At 44.1% G+C, this 25,276-nt stretch carries 19 protein-coding genes; 15 read left to right on the top strand and 4 right to left on the bottom strand.

From position 1 onward, the window contains the following. The first annotated feature begins 40 nt into the window (after positions 1 to 40). From G493_RS0108490 to G493_RS0108550, 13 genes are all read left to right on the top strand, one after another. Positions 41 to 1,225 (top strand): NAD-dependent epimerase/dehydratase family protein, encoded by a 1,185-nt coding sequence (locus G493_RS0108490; protein ID WP_028580030.1) that lies wholly within the window; start codon positions 41 to 43, stop codon positions 1,223 to 1,225. Further along, complete coding sequence (locus G493_RS0108495; RefSeq protein WP_028580031.1) at positions 1,225 to 2,601, top strand: oligosaccharide flippase family protein; 1,377 nt, start codon at positions 1,225 to 1,227, stop codon at positions 2,599 to 2,601. The genes G493_RS0108490 and G493_RS0108495 overlap by 1 nt, the downstream gene beginning before the upstream one ends. A 157-nt stretch (positions 2,602 to 2,758) precedes the next feature. Next, complete coding sequence (locus tag G493_RS0108500) at positions 2,759 to 3,721, top strand: sulfotransferase family protein (protein ID WP_028580032.1); 963 nt, start codon at positions 2,759 to 2,761, stop codon at positions 3,719 to 3,721. 69 nt (positions 3,722 to 3,790) lie between these two features. Next, positions 3,791 to 4,900, top strand: a complete 1,110-nt coding sequence (locus tag G493_RS0108505; RefSeq protein WP_084813489.1) for a glycosyltransferase family 4 protein — start codon at positions 3,791 to 3,793, stop codon at positions 4,898 to 4,900. Positions 4,901 to 5,169: 269 nt separating this feature from the next. Further along, positions 5,170 to 6,456: a hypothetical protein gene (locus G493_RS0108510; protein WP_028580034.1), complete on the top strand. Its 1,287-nt coding sequence runs from the start codon at positions 5,170 to 5,172 to the stop codon at positions 6,454 to 6,456. 322 nt (positions 6,457 to 6,778) lie between these two features. After that, a complete protein-coding gene (locus G493_RS0108515) occupies positions 6,779 to 7,855 on the top strand; it encodes a polysaccharide pyruvyl transferase family protein (RefSeq protein ID WP_028580035.1) in 1,077 nt (358 codons plus the stop codon). Beyond that, positions 7,848 to 9,134, top strand: a complete 1,287-nt coding sequence (locus G493_RS28465; protein WP_051309141.1) for a Coenzyme F420 hydrogenase/dehydrogenase, beta subunit C-terminal domain — start codon at positions 7,848 to 7,850, stop codon at positions 9,132 to 9,134. The genes G493_RS0108515 and G493_RS28465 overlap by 8 nt, the downstream gene beginning before the upstream one ends. Before the next feature lie 89 nt (positions 9,135 to 9,223). Beyond that, positions 9,224 to 11,590, top strand: a complete 2,367-nt coding sequence (locus G493_RS0108525) for a right-handed parallel beta-helix repeat-containing protein (RefSeq protein ID WP_028580036.1) — start codon at positions 9,224 to 9,226, stop codon at positions 11,588 to 11,590. A gap of 6 nt (positions 11,591 to 11,596) precedes the next feature. Further along, on the top strand, positions 11,597 to 12,778 hold the full coding sequence (locus G493_RS0108530) for a nucleotidyltransferase domain-containing protein (RefSeq protein WP_028580037.1): 1,182 nt from the start codon (positions 11,597 to 11,599) through the stop codon (positions 12,776 to 12,778). A gap of 4 nt (positions 12,779 to 12,782) precedes the next feature. Then, positions 12,783 to 14,054 (top strand): outer membrane beta-barrel protein, encoded by a 1,272-nt coding sequence (locus G493_RS0108535; RefSeq protein WP_028580038.1) that lies wholly within the window; start codon positions 12,783 to 12,785, stop codon positions 14,052 to 14,054. Positions 14,055 to 14,213: 159 nt separating this feature from the next. Next, entirely contained in the window at positions 14,214 to 15,005 is a 792-nt protein-coding gene (locus G493_RS0108540; protein WP_028580039.1) for an SLBB domain-containing protein, read from the top strand. 152 nt (positions 15,006 to 15,157) lie between these two features. Then, positions 15,158 to 17,419, top strand: coding sequence for a GumC family protein (locus G493_RS0108545; RefSeq protein WP_161629811.1), 2,262 nt, complete (start codon positions 15,158 to 15,160; stop codon positions 17,417 to 17,419). Between the two features lie 177 nt (positions 17,420 to 17,596). After that, positions 17,597 to 17,872, top strand: coding sequence for a PqqD family peptide modification chaperone (locus G493_RS0108550; protein WP_028580041.1), 276 nt, complete (start codon positions 17,597 to 17,599; stop codon positions 17,870 to 17,872). 127 nt (positions 17,873 to 17,999) lie between these two features. Here G493_RS0108550 and G493_RS31970 read toward each other — a convergent pair whose 3' ends face one another. Beyond that, on the bottom strand, positions 18,000 to 20,249 hold the full coding sequence (locus G493_RS31970) for a PocR ligand-binding domain-containing protein (RefSeq protein ID WP_051309142.1): 2,250 nt from the start codon (positions 20,247 to 20,249) through the stop codon (positions 18,000 to 18,002). 348 nt (positions 20,250 to 20,597) lie between these two features. Beyond that, positions 20,598 to 21,194, bottom strand: a complete 597-nt coding sequence (locus tag G493_RS0108560) for a TetR/AcrR family transcriptional regulator (RefSeq protein WP_028580042.1) — start codon at positions 21,192 to 21,194, stop codon at positions 20,598 to 20,600. Between the two features lie 160 nt (positions 21,195 to 21,354). Between G493_RS0108560 and G493_RS0108565 the strand changes: the two genes are divergently transcribed. Both G493_RS0108565 and G493_RS0108570 read left to right on the top strand, forming a co-directional pair. After that, on the top strand, positions 21,355 to 21,735 hold the full coding sequence (locus tag G493_RS0108565) for a hypothetical protein (protein ID WP_028580043.1): 381 nt from the start codon (positions 21,355 to 21,357) through the stop codon (positions 21,733 to 21,735). After that, on the top strand, positions 21,720 to 22,829 hold the full coding sequence (locus tag G493_RS0108570; RefSeq protein ID WP_028580044.1) for a serine hydrolase domain-containing protein: 1,110 nt from the start codon (positions 21,720 to 21,722) through the stop codon (positions 22,827 to 22,829). Before G493_RS0108565 ends, G493_RS0108570 begins: the two co-directional genes overlap by 16 nt. A 43-nt stretch (positions 22,830 to 22,872) precedes the next feature. Here G493_RS0108570 and G493_RS0108575 read toward each other — a convergent pair whose 3' ends face one another. Both G493_RS0108575 and G493_RS28480 read right to left on the bottom strand, forming a co-directional pair. Continuing rightward, the gene (locus G493_RS0108575; RefSeq protein ID WP_028580045.1) at positions 22,873 to 24,018 is read right to left on the bottom strand and encodes an HD domain-containing phosphohydrolase; all 1,146 of its coding nucleotides are present in this window, start codon (positions 24,016 to 24,018) and stop codon (positions 22,873 to 22,875) included. Between the two features lie 22 nt (positions 24,019 to 24,040). Continuing rightward, a complete protein-coding gene (locus tag G493_RS28480) occupies positions 24,041 to 25,270 on the bottom strand; it encodes a response regulator (protein WP_035274018.1) in 1,230 nt (409 codons plus the stop codon). Positions 25,271 to 25,276 lie beyond the last annotated feature (6 nt).

The following is a 25,276-nucleotide window of genomic DNA, read 5'->3' on the forward strand; positions in this document are numbered from 1 at the left end:
ATAGTAAAATACGTATTATCGATACTCTCGAGGTAGTGCTATGCACATTTTGATTTTGGGCGGAGATGGCTATTTAGGGTGGCCAACAGCCATGTATTTCTCTGGCAAGGGACATGACGTTACCGTAGTAGACAATTATTTTCGTCGGAATGCCTGTACGGAGTTGGACTGTGGCACATTGTTCCATGTTCCCTCGTTATCGGAACGTGCCGCTATCTGGCAAGAAAAAACCGGGTACACTATCCAGGTAGTCATTGGTGATTTGACAGATCCTGAAGTAATGCGCTCATTTTTTACAGGGGATGTTACATATCAATGGCCGAGTAACGGAGCCGTTTGTGCTCCTCCAGATACTGTAATACATTATGCGGAACAACCTTCCGCGCCATATTCTCTTCTTAATTATAAGTACGCAAATACTACGATTTCCAACAATCTGTTGGTCACGAACAATCTCATGTTTGCTTTGAAGGACTTAAAGCCGGATACCCATGTTATTCACATAGGCACCATGGGAGAGTATGGCACTCCAAACATAGATATTGAAGAAGGGTGGCTTGAAGTTGAGCATAAAGGTCGTAAGGATACCTTCCTGTTTCCTCGTCAAGCATCTTCCATCTATCATACATCTAAAATTATGGATACGGATCTTATGTGGTTTGCCGTACGCACATGGAAGCTTCGTATTACCAACTTGATGCAAGGGCCGGTGTATGGACTTGAGACCGATGAATCAAAGATTGATTCACGTTTGAAGACTATTTTTAATTACGATGAAATTTTTGGGACAGTGGTTAATCGCTTTATTACCCAGGCTATCGTTGGCTATCCGCTAACCGTCTATGGCCAAGGGGGGCAGACAAGAGGCTATCTGAATATAAAGGATACTCTGCAGTGTGTTGGCAAGGCTGTGCAAACACCTGCAAAGCAGGGTGAGTTTCGATTTTTCAACCAGATAATGGAAACATTCACAGTGCGAGAACTGGCAGAACTCACGTGCACTGTCGGAAGAAGCCTCGGGTATGATGTTGTAATACGATCTGTTGAAAATCCGAGAAAAGAAGCTGAAGAGCATTATTACAACCCTGTGTATCATGGATTGCTAGATATAGGTGTAATTCCTCATTACTTAACTGAAGAAGTAATGAAGGAGATTTTTTTACTTATTGCTCCCTTTAAAGATGCTATCCGTAAGGATGTAATTTTTAAAGGCATCAAATGGTAATGCCTTCTCAAAAAATACAACAATTGAAGCGTATTCCACAATATACGTTTTTTGAAAATCTGTTTGCAAACCGATTGTTTGGTAGTGCGGTATGGGTTTTTGCTGGAAAACTCTTTTCCGCTATTGCAACAGTGGTCATAAACGGTTTGCTCGCCAGGATGCTCACCCCGGAAGAATTAGGGGTGTATTTTATTCTGCTCAGTATTGTTGGGATGGCGGCTTTAGTTGCTCAATTAGGATTGGGACAGGTAATTGTCCGCCAAATTTCCTCTGCTCGTGGTTTGCAAGATTGTGCATCTATAAAACCTGATATTCAATTCATTCTGCTTGTCGTCGTAATTATAAGCTGTGTAGTTTTTTTTATTGGGCAAACAGCATGGATGGGGAAAATAATTCATGCTGTCTTCCAGTCTCAAACGATAAATAGCAATATATTCATTCCTTTTCTCACTGTACCATTTTTAGCATTGCAAACTATTTTAGCTGAAGGACATAGAGGATTTGATGATATACCAAAAGCGACAGTCTTTGGGGGGGTATCTACTAATGCTCTTCTTATGTCTTTTCTCTTGGGGGCTTTTTTTTGTATAGCTGGAATGACATTGTCCCAAGCTCTTGTTTTTACATTAATTGCTACGGTTGTCTCCGTTGTGATTTCTTTCGCTTTGTTCGTGAAAAAAGTACATGCAGTAAGCGAAAAATGCAATACTGTGGCAAATTATAAGGCGATATTATCTGCTAGCTATCCGCTTCTTGTTTATAGCCTTATGATATTTGCCGTAAATCAGGCTCCATTATGGATTATTGGTTCGTTTTTATCTGAAGAATCTGTCGCTTATTATGGCGCAGCTTTGAGATTAGTTCAACCTATTACAATGCCCCTCCTGATAGTTAACGCTATTGTTGCTTCAAAAATTTCCGAAATGCATATTAGAGGTAAACATGCTGAGTTGGAAAGAATGCTACGTTCTTGTGCAACTCTTGCAGGTGTTCCATCGTTAATTCTCTTGTTTGTCTTTATGTTTTTTTCAGCTGATGTGCTCGCTGTTGTTTTTGGCGAGAAGTATAGACATGCAAATGATTTACTCATCATTTTGTGTGCCGGAAAAATACTCAGTGTTCTGGCGGGATCCTGCGGTATGCTTCTTATTCATACCGGTAACGAAAAGGTGCTCACTGTTACTTCTGTTATTGTCGGTTTGCTCACTGTAGCTCTTTCAATTTTACTGGTACAATATGGTGCAGTGGGTATAGCTATTGCTGTCGCAACAGGGATATCTATACAAAATATTATTCTCTTGATTGTTGGCAAGGCAAAAGTTGGTATCTGGACATCTATGCATATTAACTTCTTTGGAATAAAGAAGTTATTATAAATACGTTGGAATGCTCATTTCGAAGAGCAATGGTAATGCGTGTGTATTAGCTGATTATACAAAAGAGCTTTTTATAGAATTCTCGCCTTTGCAAACGTATTACGTTTATGAAATCGCCGGCGTGTAGCCGGTATTATTGAATTATAGAACGATAAAAATGAAACGATTACAGCCTGTTTTTGTTGTTGGATGTTATCGGTCTGGGACCACGTTGTTGCGTTTAATATTAAGTTCGCATTCAAGTATTTATATTTCACAGGAAACACATTACATTGCTAATGTTTTTGGAAAAATTAAAAATGAATTTACCCAATTCGATCAAGTTTCTTTAACAAAAATTATTGAACCTGTTCGTGCGTATTTACTACGAGAAGGGTGGGAAAAAATTCCTACAAAAGAAGATCTTTCTGTTTTATTTGATAAAGACTACTGCTCCTACGCTGATTTCATACAGGAAGTGGCACTTTTTGAGTTAAATTCTAATAAAAGAGAGTCGCTATTATACTGGGGAGATAATACACCACAGTACGTTGGTTCCATGCAACTTCTCAATATTTTATTCCCTGAATGCAAATTTATTGTGATGGTTAGAGATCCTAGGGATGTTGTTGCTTCTGCACTGAAACTTAAATTTCAAGGAAAAACTCCAATAGGGATTGCAATTGATTGGCAACAGGCGTTAGCCTATAGTTTATCTGCGAGGGAGAAGTATGGTGCAGGCAGGGTTATGCTGCTTAAATATGAAAATTTGGTACTCAACACAAATGAATCTGTCAAAAAAATAATTGATTTTCTTGGTATAGATTTTGAAGATGAAATGCTGAAGTTCTATGCAACGGACGATGCAAAAAAAATGCAAAAGCATACCCATCATCAATCTCTTAATAAACCTATCTCTTCAAAGTCGATAGGACGTTTCAAGAAAGACCTCACACAAAAGCAGATTAATAACATAACTCTGTATTTAGCTGAATATTTATTCTCGCTCAATTATATTTCTCAACAAGAATATCTTCAGAGTGTTTGCGATTCAACTGCAAATAGATTGAATTTGTATAGTTGTATGGTTGCAGAGTGGGGGTGGAGATGGCTAGGTCATGTTAAGTCCAAGGTAATATAATAATCACTGTTTGCTATTGTGTAGAATAACCACTATTACATCAAACCTGGATCAAATAAATTTTGAACTATGAAAATACTTTTTATACACAGAGTCGAGTTAGGTCGATCAGAACAGGCTACAGTGAATTATATCCCTTGCACTTTAGCTCAACAGGGACATCAAGTAAGCATGGTGGCGGCCAGTGGAGGTAGTACCGATCTCCTCGAATCAAATGGAGTGACTGTGTATTATGCTAACAATCCCTTAGAGCGATTCTACACAATACGCCGGGTTCTCAAATCTTTTTCCCCTGATATTGTCCATGTTTTCACCTTTGCAGGCTTTGGTCTCATCCCGTTTCTTTCATTGGGTATAAAAAGGCCAAAATATGTATGTGACATTAGGTCCCCGCTTGTGTGGAAAGGGATTATGAGAAAAATTATACAGTCTAAATCGAATCTTGAACGTAAAGGATATGACCTCATTTTTTCGCATAGTGAGTTGTCTGCGAAAACAGTATTTGGAAAAGAGGTGCCGGTCACAGTGGTACCTCCTGGTGTTGATCTGCTGTCAATTCCGACTATTCCAATAAAAACAGAAGCTAGAAAATTTGTGTATATTGGATCGCTCAATGAAGGAAGAGAGCTTGGAACTATGCTGCGGGCTTTTGCTAAGGTTGCTGCTGAAAACAAAGATATCACCCTGGATATTTATGGCAATGGCAATATCAAAGAGTCTCTTGAGCAGCTGGTTGCGTCTCTTAAGCTTAGCGATAGAATACTGTTTCATGGGGCTGTTGAGAGGAAGAAACTGTTTTCGAACCTGGTAGAGTACGATGTTGGTTTGTCGTATGTACCAAAAGGTATTTTGGATGGCGGCCCCCCATTAAAAACATTGGAGTATTTTGCTTTTCATATGCCAGTGGTCGCTACTAATACGGTTGGAAATCTGATGTTTGTTAACAGTGAAAACGGTGTCATTACACAGGATGATATTGAATCATATGCTCAGGGGATTCGAGACATGGTGAACTCGTCAAATGTTCCTCATATGAGCAAAGCTGCGAGGGAAAGTGTTGAAATTTGGGGCTGGCAATCAATTGTTTCCCGTATCGTGCTGCCAAGTTATGAGAAGGTGTTAACGGTGACTGGTCACAGGGTTAACAACGCTGATATTTCAATTGGTTCAGAGTCGTAACTTATCACAGCTTCTTCAGGTTGAGGCAAGCGCGTTTTTTCGCAGGTAAGCGAAGACTCCGGTAGGCTGTCTCTGCGGAAAACCTCGATCGTGCAAAGATGGAGCACCTGTGATCAGTTACGTGCAAAGAGGTGAGCGGCCAGCAGGAGACTTAGTGGGGGTATGATCAGTTATGGCATGGTCGTTTTAATCTCGCATGCGCCAAAGAGGGTATAGGAGGTTTCGAGGTGATCCTTTACCTTTAAACAGGAAAAATATAGGCAAAATTCTTGAAACTATTTTACAACATTGTAGCATTATTGCTTGCTGATGCCGTTCTAAAAGATGTTCTTACTGGGTATCCTTTTAATAGTTCGTTGAAAGTCAGGTATTTTGATGACCTCTTGTTAATATTTCTGTATGTATTAACCATTGCTATTATCGCAAAGCGAAAGCGTATCCCAAGAGAAGTAAGATTGTTTGTAGGAATGGTGTTGAGTGTTGTTGTATACTGTTTCATTCAGAGTCTTTTTGGCTCAAGTCTTGTATATAATAACGCATTTTGGACTTTAAGGGATAATTACTATCACGCAATTATACCTGTATATTTTCTTTTAGTAATTCAAGGTAGAGGTAATACTGAGTATTACCTTCTTAAAACGCAACATTTCATTTTTAGGTGTGTGAAATACTTCGTTATACTTGAAATATTTTTTGTTGGTTTTCAAGAGGTATATCATCTAGGGACAACTGGATCAATTTTATTAGAAGATGATGTCACAGGTTCTTTAGGATTCGGGATGTCACATGCCCTCTCTTGTTCAATAATAATGTGTTTACCTGTATTAGTATATCTGAAGCAATGGAAATGGTTTGTACTCGCTCTGGCTATCCCTTTTCTCGCAAGTGCTCGTGGCGCAATAGTGGTATCTCTTGCCAGTTGTGGCCTGATATATGTGTTAGTCTACTTTCGACAAAACAGCATATCATATCAGATGAGAAGAAGATTGGCGATTTTGGGAGTCTTGATCGCCGTTTTGACTCCTTCAATGTTCACCTATTATAACGCTTTCTCTTCTCAGCATGGAGGCGCAGCCATTGATCTCCCAGTCCTGATTGACCAACATACACGACCATTGAAAAAAAAGGCATACACAACGACTAAAATATCATTTCTTATCTATAATTATCATCTGGTTCAATCCAAAGGGAAAGTATGGATTGGAACAGGACCTGGAAGCTACGCTTCCCGTACAGCAAAAGTCCTCAATGCTCCACTGTATCGATCAGTAGTTAATAGAATTATTGATGGTGGAAGGTTGTTTGTAGGCGGAAGCTCTTTAAATGTATGGTTGGTAGAATATGGTCTCATTGGGACAATCTTGTTTTTTCTTATCCCATGGACATACATTATTAAATATATGTATTCGTCAGGTTTGCATTGTTTCTTTATTGGTTTTACTTTCTTTTTCTGTTGTCTCTTAAATAAGCTTACAGAGCATTATTCAACAGGTTTACTTTTTTGGGTACTTTTCACCTGGTCTGTTGTTTTAACTCTAAGAAAAAGAATGGTCTGAGAGTAGATACAAATTTGTTGTTGAACAGCTTTTTTCGACCTTTGATACACACCTGCATGCCAATGGCTGTAGGGTGAAGGATGTGCTGATCGTTGATGTCAGTATCGTGAGCGGTCTAGATACTACATCCGTCGTTATGCTAATGCCGACATCAGTCAGGCATCATTTCAGGCTGGCCGACGAACAAACGTTGGCAAAAGGATGTGAGGTGACTGATCACGGGGTTATCTACAATGATATTTCAATTAGTTACGATGTGAGCATGCATTGATTATAAATTATGCTCCCTTGGACATAATCAGATTTTTTAAGAAGGGTATATATGAGTAATAAAATTTCAATCTGGTCACCACTGCGCTATGCAAATTATGGTGACGATATGCAAGCTGTTATACTTGCGAAATATCTCACTGCGCTTGGATATTCAGTCAAACTATATCAACTGGAAGAAGGATTGGCAGAGAGATATAATCTGGAATCTGCACCAACAATCGAAAAACTCTGTGAAGATGTCAAGCTCTGCATTATTGCCGGTGGGGCACTCCTGACGCCGTTCAATATCGCTAAACGCTGTCTGCATAAAGCAGCTATTGAGTATGAAAACGATTTTAAAGATCTCTACAATGCCACAAAGAGCTATCCTGTAAAATTTTGTGCCATTTCCATGGGCGGTGACGGGCAGCTTCGGATACCTCAGTTGTATTATTCCAAATCTCGCATCAATTTTTTTAAATCAGATAGCTTTTTACATGGCACCGTACGGCTTGCAGGAGATATTGAACAGATGAAAAGATTTGGGAAAATATTTAAATATTATCCCGATATGCTCTTTCAAGCCCCGAATTATTTCGAATGCCAAAAACTGCAGCCTACAGAAAAATTTCGTGTTGGGATTAATTTTAAAAAGGGTAAATACCTGGATAAGCAACTTCTGTCAGATATCCATACGTATGCAGAAAAGTATGATGATATCGAATTTCATTTTACGACCTCTCATATGGAGAAAGTCGGCCTTGATTATCAATATGTACCCTCAAAAGAAAGTAAAAATATAAAGATCGCGCGATATGAATATCCCGATCAACTTTTGGGTGTATTAGGTTCAATGGATATATTCATCACCTCAATGCTGCACTTAGGTATGACAGGATTAACAGTAGGTACCCCATTTATCAGTTATCGAGGGCCAGGTAAAACTAAATCGTTTCTGCATTCAATAGGTGGCGATTGGGCAATAGTTAATGACAATATCCGTTTTGAAGAGTTGAAAAATAACTTTTTCTCTAAATCTCGGGAGGAATTATTCCGCCAATTTGATGAATCAATTCTTTCTACAATGATCAAAGAGAGTGAATCACACTTCGAATTCTGTAAGGAAATTGCAGAGAGCTATGGTTGAAAATATGAAGAAAGATAACATCTCGTTCGTCGTCAAAAATAACCTGTGTGTCGGATGTGGTATTTGCGAAGATGTTTGCTCTACACACAAGGCAATTACGATTGTACGTACAGCTACCCTACATGTGCCGGAAGTAGATCAGCAAACGTGTAATAATTGTGGGCTTTGTCTTAACATATGCCCTGGCGCAGGAATAGCACTGCATGATTACTCTGAGAAACTCTTTAGCGATGAGAATATTTTGCAAGATACATATATTGGCAGATATTTGAACTGTTACTCTGGGTATAGCAATGATTACGATATCAGATATCATAGTGCATCAGGCGGACTTGTGACTCAGTTTCTGGTCTATCTCCTGGAAAAGAAGATAATTGACGGAGCAGTGGTTGTTGGATTTCAGGATAAAGACGTTACTGCGCCGAAAGTTTATATAGCTGAAAATAAAAAAGATGTTTTGCAAGGAAAAAGTTCAAAATATTGCCCTGTTTCTTATAATTCGATTGTGCCTCAACTCAAGGAGCGAGGTGGGAAATATGTAGTAGTTGGGCTTCCATGCCATATTCACGCGTTTAGAAAATACGAAAATATCCATAATTGGTTACAGGAAAAAGTGCTGGGATATTTTTCAATATATTGTAGTGGAACAAAGAATTTTCTTTCTCAGGACTTCCTCTTTCAACGGTTTAATATTGATAAACCTCAATTAAAGAAATTTGCTTATAGAGATGACGGCTGTCTTGGGTTCATGCGAGCTGAGTATAATGATGATTCTGTAAAGAAAATTAATTACTTGGATTATTATCGTTCGATGAGAGGATTTTTTACACCTGTCAGGTGTACGCTGTGCACAGATTATTATGGAGAACTTGCCGATGTCTGTTTTGGTGATATACATGTGGGTGAATATAGAGATGATAAAGTGGGGGTAAACTCCTTGGTAGTTCGTTCACCGTATTTTAAACGATTGCTTATTCAGGCACAAAGTGAAGGAAGTATTACTCTCAATGAGATCGATAAGAAAACAGTTAACGATTCCCAACTCTTTATTTATAAGCACAAAAAAGGTCCAGGTATTGCAACCGCTCTCAAATTAAGAAAAATGCTGGGAAAGACGGTGCCGGAGTACGATGTAGATATGAAGTTATATCTAAAATTTAAATATGTTCTACGGGAAATACAGAATGCTATTTTTAGAGTAATTGGAAAAACACGCTCTTTGTGGTTTATGATTCATTGGCTGGATATAATTACATCTAAAAATTCATCAACTCGTTGATTGATGCATTCCTTATGTGGGCTCTCGGCAAGATAATATTGTTTGCTTGTAGTACCCATGCTCAGCTGAAGAGGTATTACGCTCATAGGATGATTATCACTCAAGCGGTGGTGTTCATTGTCGCCTTATCGTGTGTTTGCGTTTTTCCTGTTCAAGCTGATAGAGGACAGGCTCCTGGAGCTGTGATCTATGTTGCTGCTCACGGCAACGATAGTGGCGACGGTTCGATCGCTTCACCGCTGGCATCTATTGTTGCAGCACAGCGGAAGATTCGTGAGTGGAAAAGTTTAAAAGGTTTACCTCGAGGTGGAGTCACAGTTGAGATTTTTGGCGGATGGTATCAATTGATGGAGCCTATTGAATTCACATCAGAAGATTCCGGCACTGCTGAGGCACCGATTGTCTACCGAGCTCGGGGCGGAGACAAAGTGGTTTTGTCCGGTGGCCGATTTGTTACAAATTGGCAGCAAGTTACCATGCGTAACAATCCAACCGGCTATAAACAACTGGATCCCTCGGCCCAGGGCAAAGTTTATCAGGCTGAACTGACAGAACTTGGGATTACCGAGTATGGTGATCTTTTGTATGACGCCGAGTGGAAAATACAATACCGCCACAGTAAGGATGACAACCAGCGAGAAGCAATCTTTGGCGACGCATTGGCTGCAAAACAAGAAGTTGAGCGTACAGGCAGAAAAATCGAACCACGACTCGAGTTATTCTATAACAATGAACCGATGACGCTTTCCCGTTGGCCAAACAGTCGCTTTGCTTCTATCGACAAGGCACTCGGAAAGACAGAATTTCATGTCCGTCGTCTGCAAGGTCGTCGTGAGGGGATTTTTAGTGTCCATAGGCTGAGTGGATGCCATGAGGGGCAGGGGAGGTGCGGCGATAACTATCCCAGCCGGTGGATAAACGAAAAAAACGCTATGGTTCGTGGCTATTGGTTTCGCGATTGGGTTGTCCAGACTCAGAAGATCGCTTCAATCGATCCTGAACAACCAATAATTACACTTGCTGAGCCGTATCACCTGCAAGGGTACCGAAATGGCATGTGGTTTTTTGGGTTCAATATGCTGTGTGAAATCGACAAGCCCGGCGAGTGGTATCTTGATCGTGAGAATGGCACGCTCTATTTCTGGCCACCGAAGCCGTTGGAAAACGCTAAGACAGAGGTATCTGTCACTGACGGGCTTTTTCGGCTGAATGACACAGGGTACATCACCTTGCATGGGTTGAACCTCGAAACCATTCGCGGCACTGCGGTGCGGATAAAAAACAGCGAAAACTGCAGAGTAACCGGCTGCGTGATTCGAAACGCAACCAATTATGGCGTTACCATTGTCGATGGGAAGAATTGCTCTGTGATTGGCTGCGACATCTCCGCAACTGGTGGCGGTGGGGTTTTTATGGCTGGCGGAGATCGACAGCAACTGGTTTCGGCCGGTCACGCCGTCGAAAATTGTCATATCCACCACTTTGCACGCTGGGACCGGACCTATCGCCCTGGTATCCTGATGACAGGTGTCGGGCTCCGAGCTTCGCACAATCTGATCCACCACGCTCCGCATTCAGCGATCATTTACGGCGGACCACTGCATCGAATCGATTTCAACGAGATCCATAATGTCTGCCAGGAATCGCACGATTGCGGTGCGATCTATGGTGGAAGGAGCTGGTGTATGCGTGGCAATGTTTTCGAATACAACTATCTCCACCACATCTGTGGCAAGGGCGGCAGAGCCAGCAATGGGATTTACCTCGACGACGGCAATTCCGGTGCAACAATTCGGGGAAATGTATTTCACAAACTTCGACGTCCGGTTCTTATCGGTGGTGGACGCGATAACCTGGTTGAAAATAATATCTTTATCGACTGCCCGCAGGCTTTTCATATGGATGGCCGGTATGCCCCTGGAAACTGGGCTGCGCGAATCGGCGATAAACGAATTAAAAAGGCTCGCAAAACGGGTATTCTCAATGGCGTCCGATTCAGCGAGCCTCCTTACAGCGTTTATTTTCCCAAACTGGCGAAGATGATGGACAACCAGCCGACTCAGCCCATGGGGAACATACTGCGAGGGAATATTTTTTGGCAAGGTGACAGGCAAAATCTTCAGCGATTAAACAGGAAAAAACTGCCATCAAAAAAAAGGTGGCGACAGGAAGAGTGGTGGTTTCATATCCATAAAAGCGTGTGGGATCTTGTGAGTATCGAAAACAACCTGATTGATGAGGATCCAAAATTTGTCGATGAGAAGAGTGGAGATTTTCAGCTCAGAAATGACTCCCCTGCCTGGAAGATCGGATTCAAAGCAATCCCTTTTGAAACAATCGGGCTTTACCAGGATGATACCCGCGCAAGATGGCCAGTGACCCACAAAATCACGCCGTTGCCAGGAATACCAGAGAGACGACCTGGAAAAAATGCTAAACCAAGCCCAGTTGAATAGATAGTTGTGTCTCAGGATATCGTTGGTAAATACAGTGTTCAACGTACTGCACACTATGTATGGAAATTGCTTTCACCCTGTAATGAAGAGCTAACTGACCATGATTGTCAAGAAATAGGGCCGGATTTCGTCGACTTTGTCAGTGTGAACTGGGTTACCGCTTTTTGTTATGAGCGGTTACGGGAAACCTCAGCCATTTATGGATTGACAGAGGAATTACAAGACAGATTACGCAAAGAGTGCCTTGCAAACCGTCTCCGTAACAGCCTGTTGAAAACAGCTTTAACCGAGCTTTTGCGCACCTTTCATGAGCAAGGAATTGAGGTGGTATTGCTGAAAGGTGCTGCAACGTTCAGCGATGGTTTATATCCTCAACTTGGTGCCCGGTGGATGGTGGACCTGGACCTTCTGATACGAGAGAATCTCCTGGGCAAGGCCAGGGAGATATTGATCGCAGCTGGCTACCAGGAGGTGGTAGACCCGGACAAAGAGCGTGACGGCCTGGCCACTGATGCCCGGCACGCACACATAAACGAGTATGCCAAACCCGGAACTCCAGTGGTAATAGAGTTGCATTACCATGTCTCCTATGGGCATGGCGCGTATGTGCTGCCTGTGGATGTGGCCTGGGAGAATACACTGCCCACAGAGGTCGACGGTGTGCCATGCCTTGTGCTTAACCCTACATATCGGCTGCTTCACAATACCGTCCATGGGCTGCTTCCTTCCCGGGATTTTATCAAAGGAGATATACGTATGTGGCACTTGCTGGAGTTCGGCTATCTGGTTTCTCGATACCAGAATAAGATTGATTGGCAGGTGTGGATAGAGGCTGGAGAACGAGGGAAGTACAAAACTGCTTTTCATGCATGGTTATTACTTGCTCAGGAATTGATGGGGCTGCCCTGGCCTTTAGAAGATACACCGTCAACCATCGGCAAACTGCATGCTATGCGTTTACAGTACGGTACGGTGCTTGGTCCTGCAGCACATAATTCCTGGCTGGTACAATCGCTGACTTTACAGGAAAAAAGCTGGCTGTTGTTGAATAAACTCTATTATTATAGTACGTTACCTGTTTGGAGCTGGCAAAATGTCTGCTATACAGGAGGCAAGGGCCATTTTTCTGTGCGTATTCGATTTTTTATCAGGAAAATGCTGAACCGCAAAAGCTGGATTAAGATATAGTCATATGAAAAATCTAGTAATCGCAACATCAATAAGTCTGTTTTGCAGTGGTGCACTTACCTGCTCCGGTCATGCAGAGCAAAGTGAAGTGGATTCTTCTTTCTTTGGTGGCGGAGGATACTTTCACCCCTACATCAGCACCACCGGGATGTACGATGATAATGTATACAAAAGCGAAGATGATACACAGAGCGACACCGCTATTATCGTTTCCCCTGGTATATGGGTGGCATTTCCAACAACCAGGAAACAGGTAATGAAGGTCGAGACAACCAACCTGACACCTGGTGGTTTGCGCATGCAGCAGGACAGAGGGCAACGGTTCAGGAGAATGCAGGGATATCTGCATTATGGAGGTTCATTCACCCGATTTAATGAAGCCACTGATACAGATAGCGATGATCATCGTGTGGAAGGGTATTTTGCTTTCAACACCAAAGGCGGACTGACCTTGGAAATCATGGATTTTTACCTGGATGGTCATAATGACTGGGGCGAAGGTATTTCCGATGGGTTTGATACCTTTACAAGTAATTTGGTGGGTGGCCGAGCCACATATGACATTGGTGCCCGCTTCAGGGTGAGGGCCTCATATTCTGTTTATACTGTAGGGTACGACCAGGATTATAATGCTACTCGCGACAGGCAGGATAATAAACTGTCCACGCGGTTGTACTATAAGTTATCCCCTAAAAAATCGGCTCTTGTCGGCTATGACTTCCTGGATGTCGATTACGACCAGTGGGAATCCCTCAATTCCAAGCAGCATTATATGTTTGGCGGTTTTCGCTGGCGAGCAAGCGAAAAAACCATGGGCGAGGTCAAGGCAGGGTACCAGACAAAAGATTATGCAGATTCTGGGTATAACAGTGACGGAGATTTTTTTCTTTCTGCCTGGATGGATTATGAGTTAACCGGAAAAACTGCATTGCGACTGTTGGCGGATCGCATTTATGAGGAGCCTGGTTCCTATACTGTGGAAAGCAAGCTTTCTACACGCGGTAAACTTGTTCTTAGCCATCAGCTGACCTCCAAATTTGAAACAAGGCTTTCTGGGGAATATATTGCTACCTCCTACAACGGCGAGTACGTGTATAACGATGTCACTTATGAACGGGAGGATGACGAGTATAGCATGGAAGCCCTGATTGAGTACAATATTCAGGATTGGTTATCCACCCAGTTGAAATATAAGTATTACAGACGGGATACCAATGTAGATGGATTATCCTATGATGATAATCGATTCCTGCTGGGGGTTACCTGTTCTCTCTGAGTGTGTGCTGAGGCAAGATTCAAAAGGTAATCGGGCACAGGGTGCTTGATCTTCCGGTAAGCCAGGCTGAACGCGGAGAGATCGAGTGCAGAGTGATCAGTTATGCGGAAGTCGCAGAGTATGGGTTTTATTGGATTTACTACATAAAAAAGGATTGAAATGCAGGTACATAAAGTTATAGCCATATTGTTGTTCATCTTGATTGCATCGTGCTATAGCACATTCGCGGCTAGTGAATATGTGGTCGGACCGGAAGATGTGCTTGATGTATCAGTGTATGATCATCCGGAGATGACCTCAACCGTTCGGGTGGATGGCAGGGGAATGGTTATCTTACCCCTATTGGATGAAGTGAAAGTGGCAGGTTTGACCATTGGCGCAGTATCCAAAAAGATCACCGATTTGTTGGCTGACGGGTACATTATCAATCCGCAGGTAAACGTGTTTGTGAAGACCTTCCGCGATCAGAAGGCGGTAATACTCGGGCAGGTGTTGAAGCCCGGCTTATATGAACTGCGTACCAAGACAACCCTCCTGGAATTGATTTCCCAGGCAGGCGGGTTAACCCCCGAAGCCGGGGATCTTGCAACCCTGAAACGTGAGACCAAGGAAGGGGTGCATGAAATGAAAATAGACCTGAAGAAGCTGGTGGACCAGGGTGATACCAGTTTGAATGTTCAGGTGATGGATGGCGACAAGGTGTTCATTGTCAAGGCTGGGATTTTTTATGTGACCGGTGAAGTGAAAAAGCCGGATTCATATAAATATCAGGATGATTTGACCTTGATAAAGGCTGTGGCTTTGGCTGGCGGTTTTACGGATATTGCTTCCACCAGCGGTGTCAAAATTGTGCGCAAGATTAATGGAAAGGAAGAGGTCTTGAAACGGATTGAAATGGATGAACCTGTTTTGCCCAATGATGTGATAGTGGTGCCTGAGAGCTTTTTTTAGTGGTTCGGTGCGTGTGAGGTACCCTGCAAAACTGGCTGTCTGAATCTTTTTATTTTATTCCTTGGCCAATAAAGCTTGGTGGTAAAGATAGGGTGCGTCGAACGTACCAAAAATTGAAGCCAAACCCTCGTCATTGCTAGAGCATGTGGTGCGTGCAACGCATCGTAGAGGATATTCGCGTAATACCTGTTTGGTTAACCGGAGGTATCGGCAGGAAAATGGAAAACAATAACGAAATCATGTTTGAAGAGCGGGAAATTCATCTCAGGAGTTACCTGCGTGTTCTTGAAAAGAGAAAGTCGATTATCATTGCCTTCTTTGTCATTACAGTCCTGGTCGTCACCATAGCTACCTTGCGTATGGTGCCAATTTATCAGGCTTCCACCCAGGTGCTGGTGGAAAAGAACGAAAGTACCTCGCTCATGGGGAATGGGTATTACAATGTGTATGACCCGGAGTTTTATGAAACCCAGCACCAGCTGATAAAAAGCCAGAATGTTGCCCGCAAAGTGGTACAACTGCTGAACCTCACTGAAACCTATGCGACTTATTTTCCTAACCAGGAAGAGAATGCATCGTTTGTGCGGACAATGAAAGATACCGTGAAAGGCTGGATGGCAGCCTTGAAACCTTCGTCGGATGATGCCATTGCCGCTCCGGGAAAGGTGGTTGAGGAAAAATCTCGGGAATCCATCCTGGCAGATATGGTGCAGGATGGCATTGTGGTAAGCCCTGTGCAGGAAAGTAAGCTGCTCAATATCAGCTTTCAGTCGGAAAACCCCTATTATTCGAAAGTGGTGGCAGATACTATTGCTGAAGCCTACAAAGAAGAGATCATGGCCATTCACATGAACTCTTCGGGCTATGCCCTGCAATGGATGACCAAAAAGGCTGAAGAGGAGAAAGAAAAACTCACCCAGTCTGAGATTGCGCTTCAGGCATATATGAAGCAGCAGAATATTGTTACTGTTGAAGATAAAGTTTCAATTGTACCGCAGAAACTGACCAATCTGACCAACCAGCTTGCCGAGGCGCAGACAAATAGAAGCAATCTGGAAAATATTTATAAAAAGGTTCAGCAGGCAAAGCAGAACGGGGGCGATCTGGAATCCTTGCTACTTGCCAATAAAAGTGGCGGCCTGGTGGAAATTCGTTTGGCCATTCGTAAGGCAGAGCAGCAGATAGTAGAGTTAAGCCAGAAATACGGCTATAAGCATCCTGTAATGATAGATGCCAAAAGTCAGCTCAAGGACCTGCAGCGTCAGAAGAAGAGTGAGATGGACAAAATAGTGGCGTCCATAAAAAACGAGTACGACGTCGCCACGGGGCAGGAAACTGCAATTAAGGAAGCCCTGGCTGAAGGGAAACAGGAGGCCATGGGGCTGAATGAGCGGTTGATGGAGTACAACCGGCTAAAGCGTGAAGTGGATGCCAACCGGGCACTGTATGAAGCGTTGATGATGCAGGCTAAGGAAAAAGACCTCACTGAAAATACCCAGAAAGTCAATGTCTGGCTGACCCAGGAGGCAGAGTTGCCGGAATCTCCCATTAAACCCAATGTAAAACGTAACCTGTTGCTTGGGCTTATGCTCGGGGTGTTTGGCGGCGTGGGGATGGCGTTTTTTATCGAGTATCTCGATAACACCATCAAAGATCCAGAAGATACGGAAAGGCGTTTTGGCCATACCGTTATAGGTGTGGTGGAGATGCTGGCCAAGGAAGATCCTGATACCTTTGCCAGGCTGGATGGAACCACATCCTTTGCTGAGAGCTTTAAATCCCTGCGTACCGCCCTGCTGCTGTCTTCGGCTGATCAGCCTCCCAAACGGGTACAGATGACATCCATGTCGCCCAAAGAAGGGAAAACAACCAATGCCGTAAACCTGGCCTTTGCCGTTGCTCAGACAGAGCGTTCAGTGGTGCTCATTGATACTGACCTCCGCAGACCACGGTTGCATAAAGCGTTGCGGGTAAAGAATGACAACGGTTTGAGTTCCTACCTCTCAGGAGCCCATGACACCATTGATATTCAAAAAGTGCCTGAAACAAATGTTTCTGTTATCTGCGCCGGCCCCATACCACCCAACCCGTCTGAATTGTTAGATACGCAACGTTTTGGGGAGATGCTGGATCAGTTAAGCCAACAGTATGATATGATTATCATCGATTCTCCACCTGTTCTCAGTGCAACAGATGCATTAATTGTGAGCAAACATGTCGACGGTGTTGTGGTTGTTACCAGGTTTGCCGAAACAACCTTTGAGCGCCTGAATCGAGGGCTGAAATCCCTGAAAGATATCGATAGCCGAATAATCGGCCTGGTGATTAACTGTATGGATATGAAGAAGTCTAATTATTATTCGTACTATGGCTATTATCAGTATTATTCAGCCGGCAAAGAAGAACAGGCGTAGATGGTACAGGCAGCTTGTTGCTTTTACCTGTGAGTGAGAGAATATTTGTGCTCTGGGATGGTTTGTATAGGGTTTAATCGTAGGTGGAGTGTGTTACGCGTCATCTTGATTTGTTCGTATGAATTATCTGGAGCACAAAATACATTTGCGGCAGCAAGCTGAGCTGAAGGAGAAAGTATGGGACTGCAGAGTACATTTTCCGTTGCTCCTGATGTTATCTACCAGGAGCTGGATGGTGAGATGGTTCTCCTGGATACTAAATCAGGGGAGTATTTCGGTATTGATGAGATTGGCTCACGTATTTGGGCCTTAATAGAGCAAGGGCAGACGACCAAAGGTATTCAGAGTGCACTTCTTGAAGAGTATGATGTTGATGAAGAGACCTGTAGCCGGCATGTAGGCGCTTTTGTTAACGAGTTACAGAAGGCTGGATTGATAGAGGCTAACTGTTAATCTTGATTTGTTATTGCGGGATGTGTGGTGCGTATGACGCACCCTACGGTTTAGCCAGATGTGAATGCTGCTTGTAAAGCACAACTTTTTTGCCTGCAAGATGAAGGCGTTATTTTGCCAACACTGCCTATTTGGTTTCGTTATCTTCCTTTCCAATATAATCTGCCACAAGCTTGCTCAATTCTGCAAAATTAAAGGGCTTCATGATAAAGGAGGTTCGGCCGTCTGCCAGGATCTCCGACATGCTGATATCTTTGGCAAAGCCCGATGAGATGATGATGGGTATGTCCGGGTTCGTTGCCCGGAGTTGCCTATAGGCATCTCTGCCATCCATGACCGGCATGACCACATCAAGAATTACCAGGTCTATGGTATCCATCAATTCCCGATACATATTTACCGCCTGTTCACCGTTTTCCGCCAGAAGGATCTGGTAGCCTATTTCCTCCAGCAGGAGCGTGCCCGTGGTTCTGATGATATCTTCATCATCTACCAGCAGTATCGTCCCTTTGCCTTGGACCACATGTTCTTCATTGCGTGAGGTGAGTGTATATTTTTCTGAGGCTGCAATGGGGAGAAGGATGGTGAAAATCGTTCCCAGTCCGGGGGTACTGGTAACATTGATGTCTCCATGGTGATCTTTAATGGTGCCGTATACGGCGGCGAGCCCCAGTCCTGTGCCTTTTCCTGTATCCTTGGTGGTGAAAAACGGTTCAAAAATGTTGGGCTGTATATCTTCAGGAATGCCGTGGCCGGAATCCTGTATGGAGATAACCAGATATGTTCCCTTTTTGAGGGGGTCGTGTTTCGTGGGTGAGGGATTGTTCAGGTCAATGTTGCTGGTGGAGATGAACAAGACACCGCCATCCGGCATGGCATCCCTGGCATTGATGAATAGGTTGAGAAAACTGTTCTGTAATTGTGCCGGGTCACCTGTAACCTTTATCTGTTTGGCATTGAATTGGGTCTCAATGGTTATGCGTTTATCAATGCTACTCTTGAGGATGGTCAGGGTATCGCGAAGAACCGTATGCAGATTGACCGGTGAAGAAATTTGCTTGCCTTTTCGGCCAAATGCCAGCAGCTTTTTGATAAGGCTTGTTGTCCTGTCTGTGGCAGTGTGTATGATCTCCAGATATTTTTCTGCTTTGGGGTTGTCCTGCACAACAAGTTCGAGCAGTTCTGTAGCGCCTTTTATACCACTCAGCATGTTGTTGAAATCGTGGGCAATGCCACCTGCCAGTTGACCGATGGCATCCATTTTCTGGCTGTGGGCAAGTTTTTCCTGCAGGATTTCTTTTTCTTTTTCAACCTTGAGGCGATCTGAAATGTCTCTGCTTATTCCCAGCACACCAATCAGGTTGCCATCGGAATCCAGGAGTGGTGTTTTCAGGGTTTCAAAGTGCCCGCGATAGCCGTCATCGGCAAAGGTCAGGGTTTCCTCATTTTTACAGGGAGTATTCCGGGCAATGGCGTTCAAGTCGTGCTTGCGGAAAAAATCAGCCTGCTGCTTATCTACAAAGTCATAATCTGTTTTACCTCGAATCTCTGCTTCAGTAGCCCCGAAAAAGTGCTCGAAAACGTGGTTGCAGTAAATATATCTCCCTTCAGGGTCTTTTACCCAGATAAGGTCTGGGATAGTTTCGATTAGGGTTCTGTAGTGTGTTTCAGATTGACGGAGTTTTTGTTCTGAAAGTTCAAGGTTTTTAATAATGCCTGCCTGGCGGACATTTTGAACAGCAAGCAGGGAGAGCTGATTTGCAAGGCTGAAGAGGAATTCGGCAATCCGTTCATACTGTTCCCTGGACATGGAAGGTACTTCGTAGAACGCTTTTACGGTTTCTTCTTCGTCAGCACCTATTTCTTTGGCATAAAGCCGAATTTGTTCATCGGTTTGGTTGGCATCCCTGACCTGACCCATGAGCCAGTTGGCCAGGTGTTTTTCGCCAACCGCAATACCTGCTCCCGAGTCCCAGAGGCCTCCGCTCAGGCAACGTTGAATGGTGGGGCCCTGCAGGTTGAGCGTTCCGATAACAGCATCAGAATAAAAGCAGTTTTGTCTGCCTTTTTCTGTTTTTCTGATGATATCTTTGCACAGGCGGCGAAAGTTGCTTGGTTTGGTTATGGGGGTACCACTGGGTGTGGTGATAATGGAGGCAACACCGGTGGCAGCAGCAAATTGATCCTGAAGACGTTGTATTACTTCGAGGTCAAAGAGGTTTTCGAATTGCAGGTCGTCTTTGTTTTCTATCTGGTAGGTTAAGGTACTGAGCTGCCGTTTGAGGTTATTGTTTTCTTTGCGAAGTTTTTCCTCGGTCTGTTCCAACTCTTGTATGCGGTTTTCCAGATAAGATAACCTGGAGGGGGACGCCGGCATGTGTGCTTCTCCTCATGCGATATAAGGGGCATGGAAAAAATATATTATCCAATCTTGCTGTCTCTCAACTCGGTAACGTCGTAGCCACAATGGCTCAATACGGCCAGTATGGGACCATTGACGCGACGACGTTACCAAACCGAGATCCTACGCAATTTTTGGGTATGTATTATCTTCCGCGACCCTGACGTTGCTGAGCAACATCGAATTGTATGAATGTTGGCTACAGATATCGTATGTGGAAAAACGAGTTAATACAAGCAAAGAAAATGGATTGGATGAATGACGATTCATTTTTTAACGAAGGGTTGTGCATGTGTGGAGGTTGCCGGAAAGGAATAATAATCTCTACCCTGCTGCAGCATTGAGTATGTCGTCCAGAAGAAGCTGAAACTCGCAGAGTGAGGCGTCGGATTTATTGGCTTTCATAATCACCAGTGCGCCGAGCCAGTTGTTGCGTATCTGGCTGGTTAACAGGGTAAGGTCTTTATTTGGCGCTATGGCGCCTTGCTGTTGTGCCTGCTCCAGGCAGGCAAGCAGTGGGGCGTATTCTTTGATGAAACAGCGGGATGCTTCTCCGGCAATGGCTTCGCTCACATCGGCCATTTCTAGGGTTATGTTGCAGAGAAGGCAGCCCAGCGAAAAGCCGCCTTTGGTGGAGAGGTATGCTATTTTGTGTTGATAGAGGGATTTGATCCGCTCCAGCGGTGGTTTGCCCGTGTCTGTAAGGATTTGCTCCATGGTTTCAAGTTCGCGCTCTGTAAAAAGACGCATGGCCTGGATGGCAAAGTCCTCCTTGTTTTTAAAATAGTTGTAAAACGATCCTTTGGGAATACCTGCCGCATTGGCAATCTCCTGCACCCCGGTGGCATTATAGCCCTTGTGGTAGAGTGCCTTTAAACCCATACGGGTAATGTATTGTTTCTGTTCGTCGCGCTGTTTCATGGTAGACGGATCATATGATCAGTCGTTTTGTTTTGCAAGTGGTATTTAGAGTGATAGTGGGCAATACAGCCTTGTATATTTATGTGTGTAAAGGTGGGCCAGGCGTGATATACTCTTTGCATGAGTTGTACCTTACAAACCTTTTTTGGAGGGTATACACATGCTGAAATGGAGAAATCTGCGAAAAAACTTTGACAAGCGACCAGAACTCCTCCGTTGCCCGAATTGCAGAAGCGAGTTACAGCAAAGCGAAGTGGGGCCGACTGCCTATGCACAGAAGATTCGTGATACGGCACCAGATATTTATGCATTCACTCTTTTGTACAGATGTCCCCAGTGCCCCTGGTGGGCATTGAGAGAGGAGTATATATCGTCTCTCTTTCTCAATTTAGCAGAAGATTATCTCATCTTTCCTCCCAAAGACGCTTCCCTGGCAGATGTCTCCGAAAATACCTGGGAAAGAATTCTTACAGATGAAGATCTCAATCCTGACAGCGGGGTCAAGCTTAAGGATGAGGAGGTGCAGTGGCTTTTCGGCTGATAATAACCCGTTCAATACAAAAAATTGGTATTTCTGCAATATTGTCTCTGTTTCTTTGTCTGTCTTCCGCTGCTGCGTTTGATCAGAAGATCAAAGCAATAGTCGATGCCGGGTATGCCGAGGCACAAGCACGTAAAGCCAATGTGCCGGGTGTGGTGGCAGGCGTCTGGGATGTTCCCCGGAACATAGCCACTGTGTATGCGGTCGGGCTGGCGGAAAAGGAAACAGCAATTCCCATGGGCATTGGTCACAGCTTTAAAATAGCCAGTGTTACCAAAACCATGGTTGCTACTGTAATCGTACAGCTCATTGAAGAGGGACGACTCTCGTTTGATACGCCTGTTGCTGCGTTTTATCCGGATCTTCCCAAGGCCGAGCATGTAACCATCCGTATGCTGGGTGATATGACCAGCGGATATTTTGATTACCTTGAAGATGAGGCCTTTCTGGATAACTTTGATAATCTTCCGAATTTCACAGCAACGCCTCGGGAGATGATAGCTGTGGCCATGGCTCACCCCATGGAATATCCTCCAGGCCATGGATTTAATTACAGTAATACCAATACGGTGTTATTGGGGCAGATTATCGAGAAGATTACAGGGGACAAGCTGGAAACTGTATTGCAGAATCGGCTGTATACCCCCTTGGGCCTGGCGAAGACGGGAGCCCCTGACTCCGGGTCATATCTGCCAGCCCCCATGGCAAACAGCTACCATCCCAACACCCTGGAAAATTGGACAGACAAGATGGATTATTCGCCCGAATATGCCTGCGGCAATGCATATTCAACGCTTCTGGAGTTACGCACGTGGGCGCAGGCTCTCGCAGCCGGTACGTTGATAAAGCCGCAGAGCATGGTGGAAGTGCTTTCCAGCGGCACACCTTTTCCCCATGCGCCGGAGTATATCTACCGTTTTGGGATGATTGACTATCGGGGATACCTGGGCCATTCCGGTGATACTGATTATTATCTTACCGAAGCGTATCATCATCCGGAAAAGCAACGTACTGTTGTTATTCTTTCCAACAGCAGTCTTACAGGGTTTACCGGAATGCTGCTTGCCCAAATAATTGACCTGCTTGAAGAATGAGTCGATATCCTGTGCAATTTTAGATAGTCTTTCTAAGCGATCTTTATTCTGCGTCGGCTTCCAGTTCTACCTTTATAGGTTCGACAATACCGGACTGTGCAGCGTAATTTTTTAATCCCTGCAAAAGCGCTGGAGTGATAGCTTGGCCTTTGGGGATGATAAGGGTTCCATTTTTTGCAAAGACATCATCCACCGGGATCATGCCTGGTATCATATCTTTGATGCGAACAGAAATGGTTCGTTCACTCTGTACAACAGGTGCGGTAGCAAGTATATCAAGGATGTTCGGATTGTAGACTCCTTTCCGTTTTCGCAACAATTTAATCGTTTCTGCTATGTCGGATTGCCTGAACAGGAGAATGTCAAAATCAATGACTGCCTTCAGTGTCTGGGCCCCCATGATGACTTCGTCAAATTCGTTCTCGCGAATATCGTCATTGTAGTTATCGTATCGAAGCTGCTGCATGGCTATCATCTGTGTGACCTGTTCAAGTCTGGGAATTTTTTCCAGCATTTTTGAAGCAATTTCAGGGCAGGCATTGATCATGGATTGTTCTTCCTGTGTCAGTTCCAGTCCTCTGTAATGCTTTTTCAAGATCTCTGAGGGGATGGTAATAAAACCAATCTGCGACATCAGGGCGGCAACTTCATATTGCCAGAGGCCGGGGAGATGTAATTGCTCTGCAATATGGACTACATATTTTTTTATCCTGCCAGCGGAACTGAAGGCCAGGGGGTGAACAACGCCAAGGAGTTCAGAAAGTACGTTGATACTTTGCTTGAGTGTTTTCTGTAAGAGTTCTTTTTCGCTTGTAATCAGTCGGTATTGCCTTTGCGCCAGCGCCAGTGATGTTATAAACGTTGCCTGATTGTACGGTTTCAATAGAAATCGGAAAATATGACCATTGTTTACGGCATTCATTGCTGTTTCCAGATCTGCATTGCCTGTGAGCATCAGGCGAACCATATCCGGGTACAGTTCTTTTGTTTTGGTGAGTAATTCAATGCCATTCATTACCGGCATATGCATGTCGGAAACAATGACAGCAAACGGCCCTTTCTCTTTAAGTATCTGCAACGCCTCTTTTGGACCAGTGGCAATCTCCAGGGGGAAACGTTTGCGTAGTTGACGTTTTATGGCATGGAGAATGTTGGGGTCGTCATCGACAAAGAGAATTTTTTCTTCCATTGTTTTGCTTTTTTCCTTAGGCTCAGGAGGCTCCACGCTGCACGTCTTTAGCAATCTGTATCCAATGGGGGAATTGAGCTCGAATGTCGAATTTGATGTCAATTTTTTGCTGGAGTTTGGCATAGAGCTCGTCTTCCTCGATGTCCAAAGCATATTTATCTACAAATTTTGCAAGATATACAACAAGTGGCACATTGATTTCATTGGTTAATAAATATTCAGGATTGTTGTGATAGGCAACCGCCTCGATGATACTGTCTGGTAATCCCCACAGGCCAAGGAGATAGGCGCCAATTTCTGCGTGGGTAGTTCCAAGTATCTGTTTTTCCACTTCACTGAAAGGTGTTTCGTTTTGGGTTGAGAGATCGGTAACCTGGGTGAATAGTTCATGAAAGTTCATCGCTATCACCAGCTTCCCCACATCCCTCAGCAAACCTGCCATGAACGCACAATCCACTGACAGGGGCTCCATCTCTTCTGAAGCTGCAATTTTTCTTGCTATGGCAGCTGTACTGAGACTGTGCCTGTAAATATCATTAATTTTAAATAGGGTGATGTCGGCGTTATCCCATTTGGAGAAAAGATCAATGCCGATGATGATGGCTTTGATAATGTCAAATCCCAACAGCACAACAGCTTCAGCGGGGCTGGAGATATGTCGTGGTAAACCGAAAAACGAAGAGTTGACCAGCTGCAGAATTTTTGCAGACATGCCTATGTCCTGCTCTATGATCTTGCCAACAGTTTTGATAGAACCCTCAGGGGAATTGATTTCATCAACAGCCTTGATGTACAGGTCTGGAAGACTGGGAAGAGTACCTGTTTTTGAGATGACTGTTTTCAACTGGGGATTGTCCAGCAGATCGCGCAATGCGCAGGACCGTTGGATTGTGGATATCAGTGCCTCCTGCGGACAAGGTTTGGAAAGGTATTTGTGAACAGGATACACAGACCTTAGGATCATTTCCTGGTCTGAGTGACCGGAAAGCACAATACGGATAACATCTGGATGCAGTTCCATCACCCTTGAGAGAAGTTCCGGGCCGTCCATGCCCGGCATTCTCATGTCCGTTACAAGTACATCAAAGGTGTATTGCTCCATAAGCTCCAATGCCTTCTGCCCGCTTTCAGCAAAGTGCATGTCCCATTCACGGCGCATGCTGCGCAGCATGCGTTTTAATCCAGACAGGATATGAGGTTCATCATCAACAAACAGAATGCGATTTGTGCAGGCTTTTGCGTCGCTGGTCACTGGGTA

Source organism: Desulfogranum japonicum DSM 18378 (assembly GCF_000429945.1).
GTDB classification, from domain to species: domain Bacteria; phylum Desulfobacterota; class Desulfobulbia; order Desulfobulbales; family Desulfobulbaceae; genus Desulfogranum; species Desulfogranum japonicum.

Bases quoted from the DNA above. Each gene is read 5' to 3' on its own strand.
- G493_RS0108490 (WP_028580030.1), top strand. From the start codon at position 41: ATGCACATTTTGATTTTGGGCGGAGATGGCTATTTAGGGTGGCCAACA.
- G493_RS0108495 (WP_028580031.1), top strand. From the start codon at position 1,225: ATGCCTTCTCAAAAAATACAACAATTGAAGCGTATTCCACAATATACG.
- G493_RS0108500 (WP_028580032.1), top strand. From the start codon at position 2,759: ATGAAACGATTACAGCCTGTTTTTGTTGTTGGATGTTATCGGTCTGGG.
- G493_RS0108505 (WP_084813489.1), top strand. From the start codon at position 3,791: ATGAAAATACTTTTTATACACAGAGTCGAGTTAGGTCGATCAGAACAG.
- G493_RS0108515 (WP_028580035.1), top strand. From the start codon at position 6,779: ATGAGTAATAAAATTTCAATCTGGTCACCACTGCGCTATGCAAATTAT.
- G493_RS28465 (WP_051309141.1), top strand. From the start codon at position 7,848: ATGGTTGAAAATATGAAGAAAGATAACATCTCGTTCGTCGTCAAAAAT.
- G493_RS0108525 (WP_028580036.1), top strand. From the start codon at position 9,224: ATGATTATCACTCAAGCGGTGGTGTTCATTGTCGCCTTATCGTGTGTT.
- G493_RS0108535 (WP_028580038.1), top strand. From the start codon at position 12,783: ATGAAAAATCTAGTAATCGCAACATCAATAAGTCTGTTTTGCAGTGGT.
- G493_RS0108540 (WP_028580039.1), top strand. From the start codon at position 14,214: ATGCAGGTACATAAAGTTATAGCCATATTGTTGTTCATCTTGATTGCA.
- G493_RS0108550 (WP_028580041.1), top strand. From the start codon at position 17,597: ATGGGACTGCAGAGTACATTTTCCGTTGCTCCTGATGTTATCTACCAG.
- G493_RS31970 (WP_051309142.1), bottom strand. From the start codon at position 20,249: ATGCCGGCGTCCCCCTCCAGGTTATCTTATCTGGAAAACCGCATACAA.
- G493_RS0108560 (WP_028580042.1), bottom strand. From the start codon at position 21,194: ATGAAACAGCGCGACGAACAGAAACAATACATTACCCGTATGGGTTTA.
- G493_RS0108565 (WP_028580043.1), top strand. From the start codon at position 21,355: ATGCTGAAATGGAGAAATCTGCGAAAAAACTTTGACAAGCGACCAGAA.
- G493_RS0108575 (WP_028580045.1), bottom strand. From the start codon at position 24,018: ATGGAAGAAAAAATTCTCTTTGTCGATGACGACCCCAACATTCTCCAT.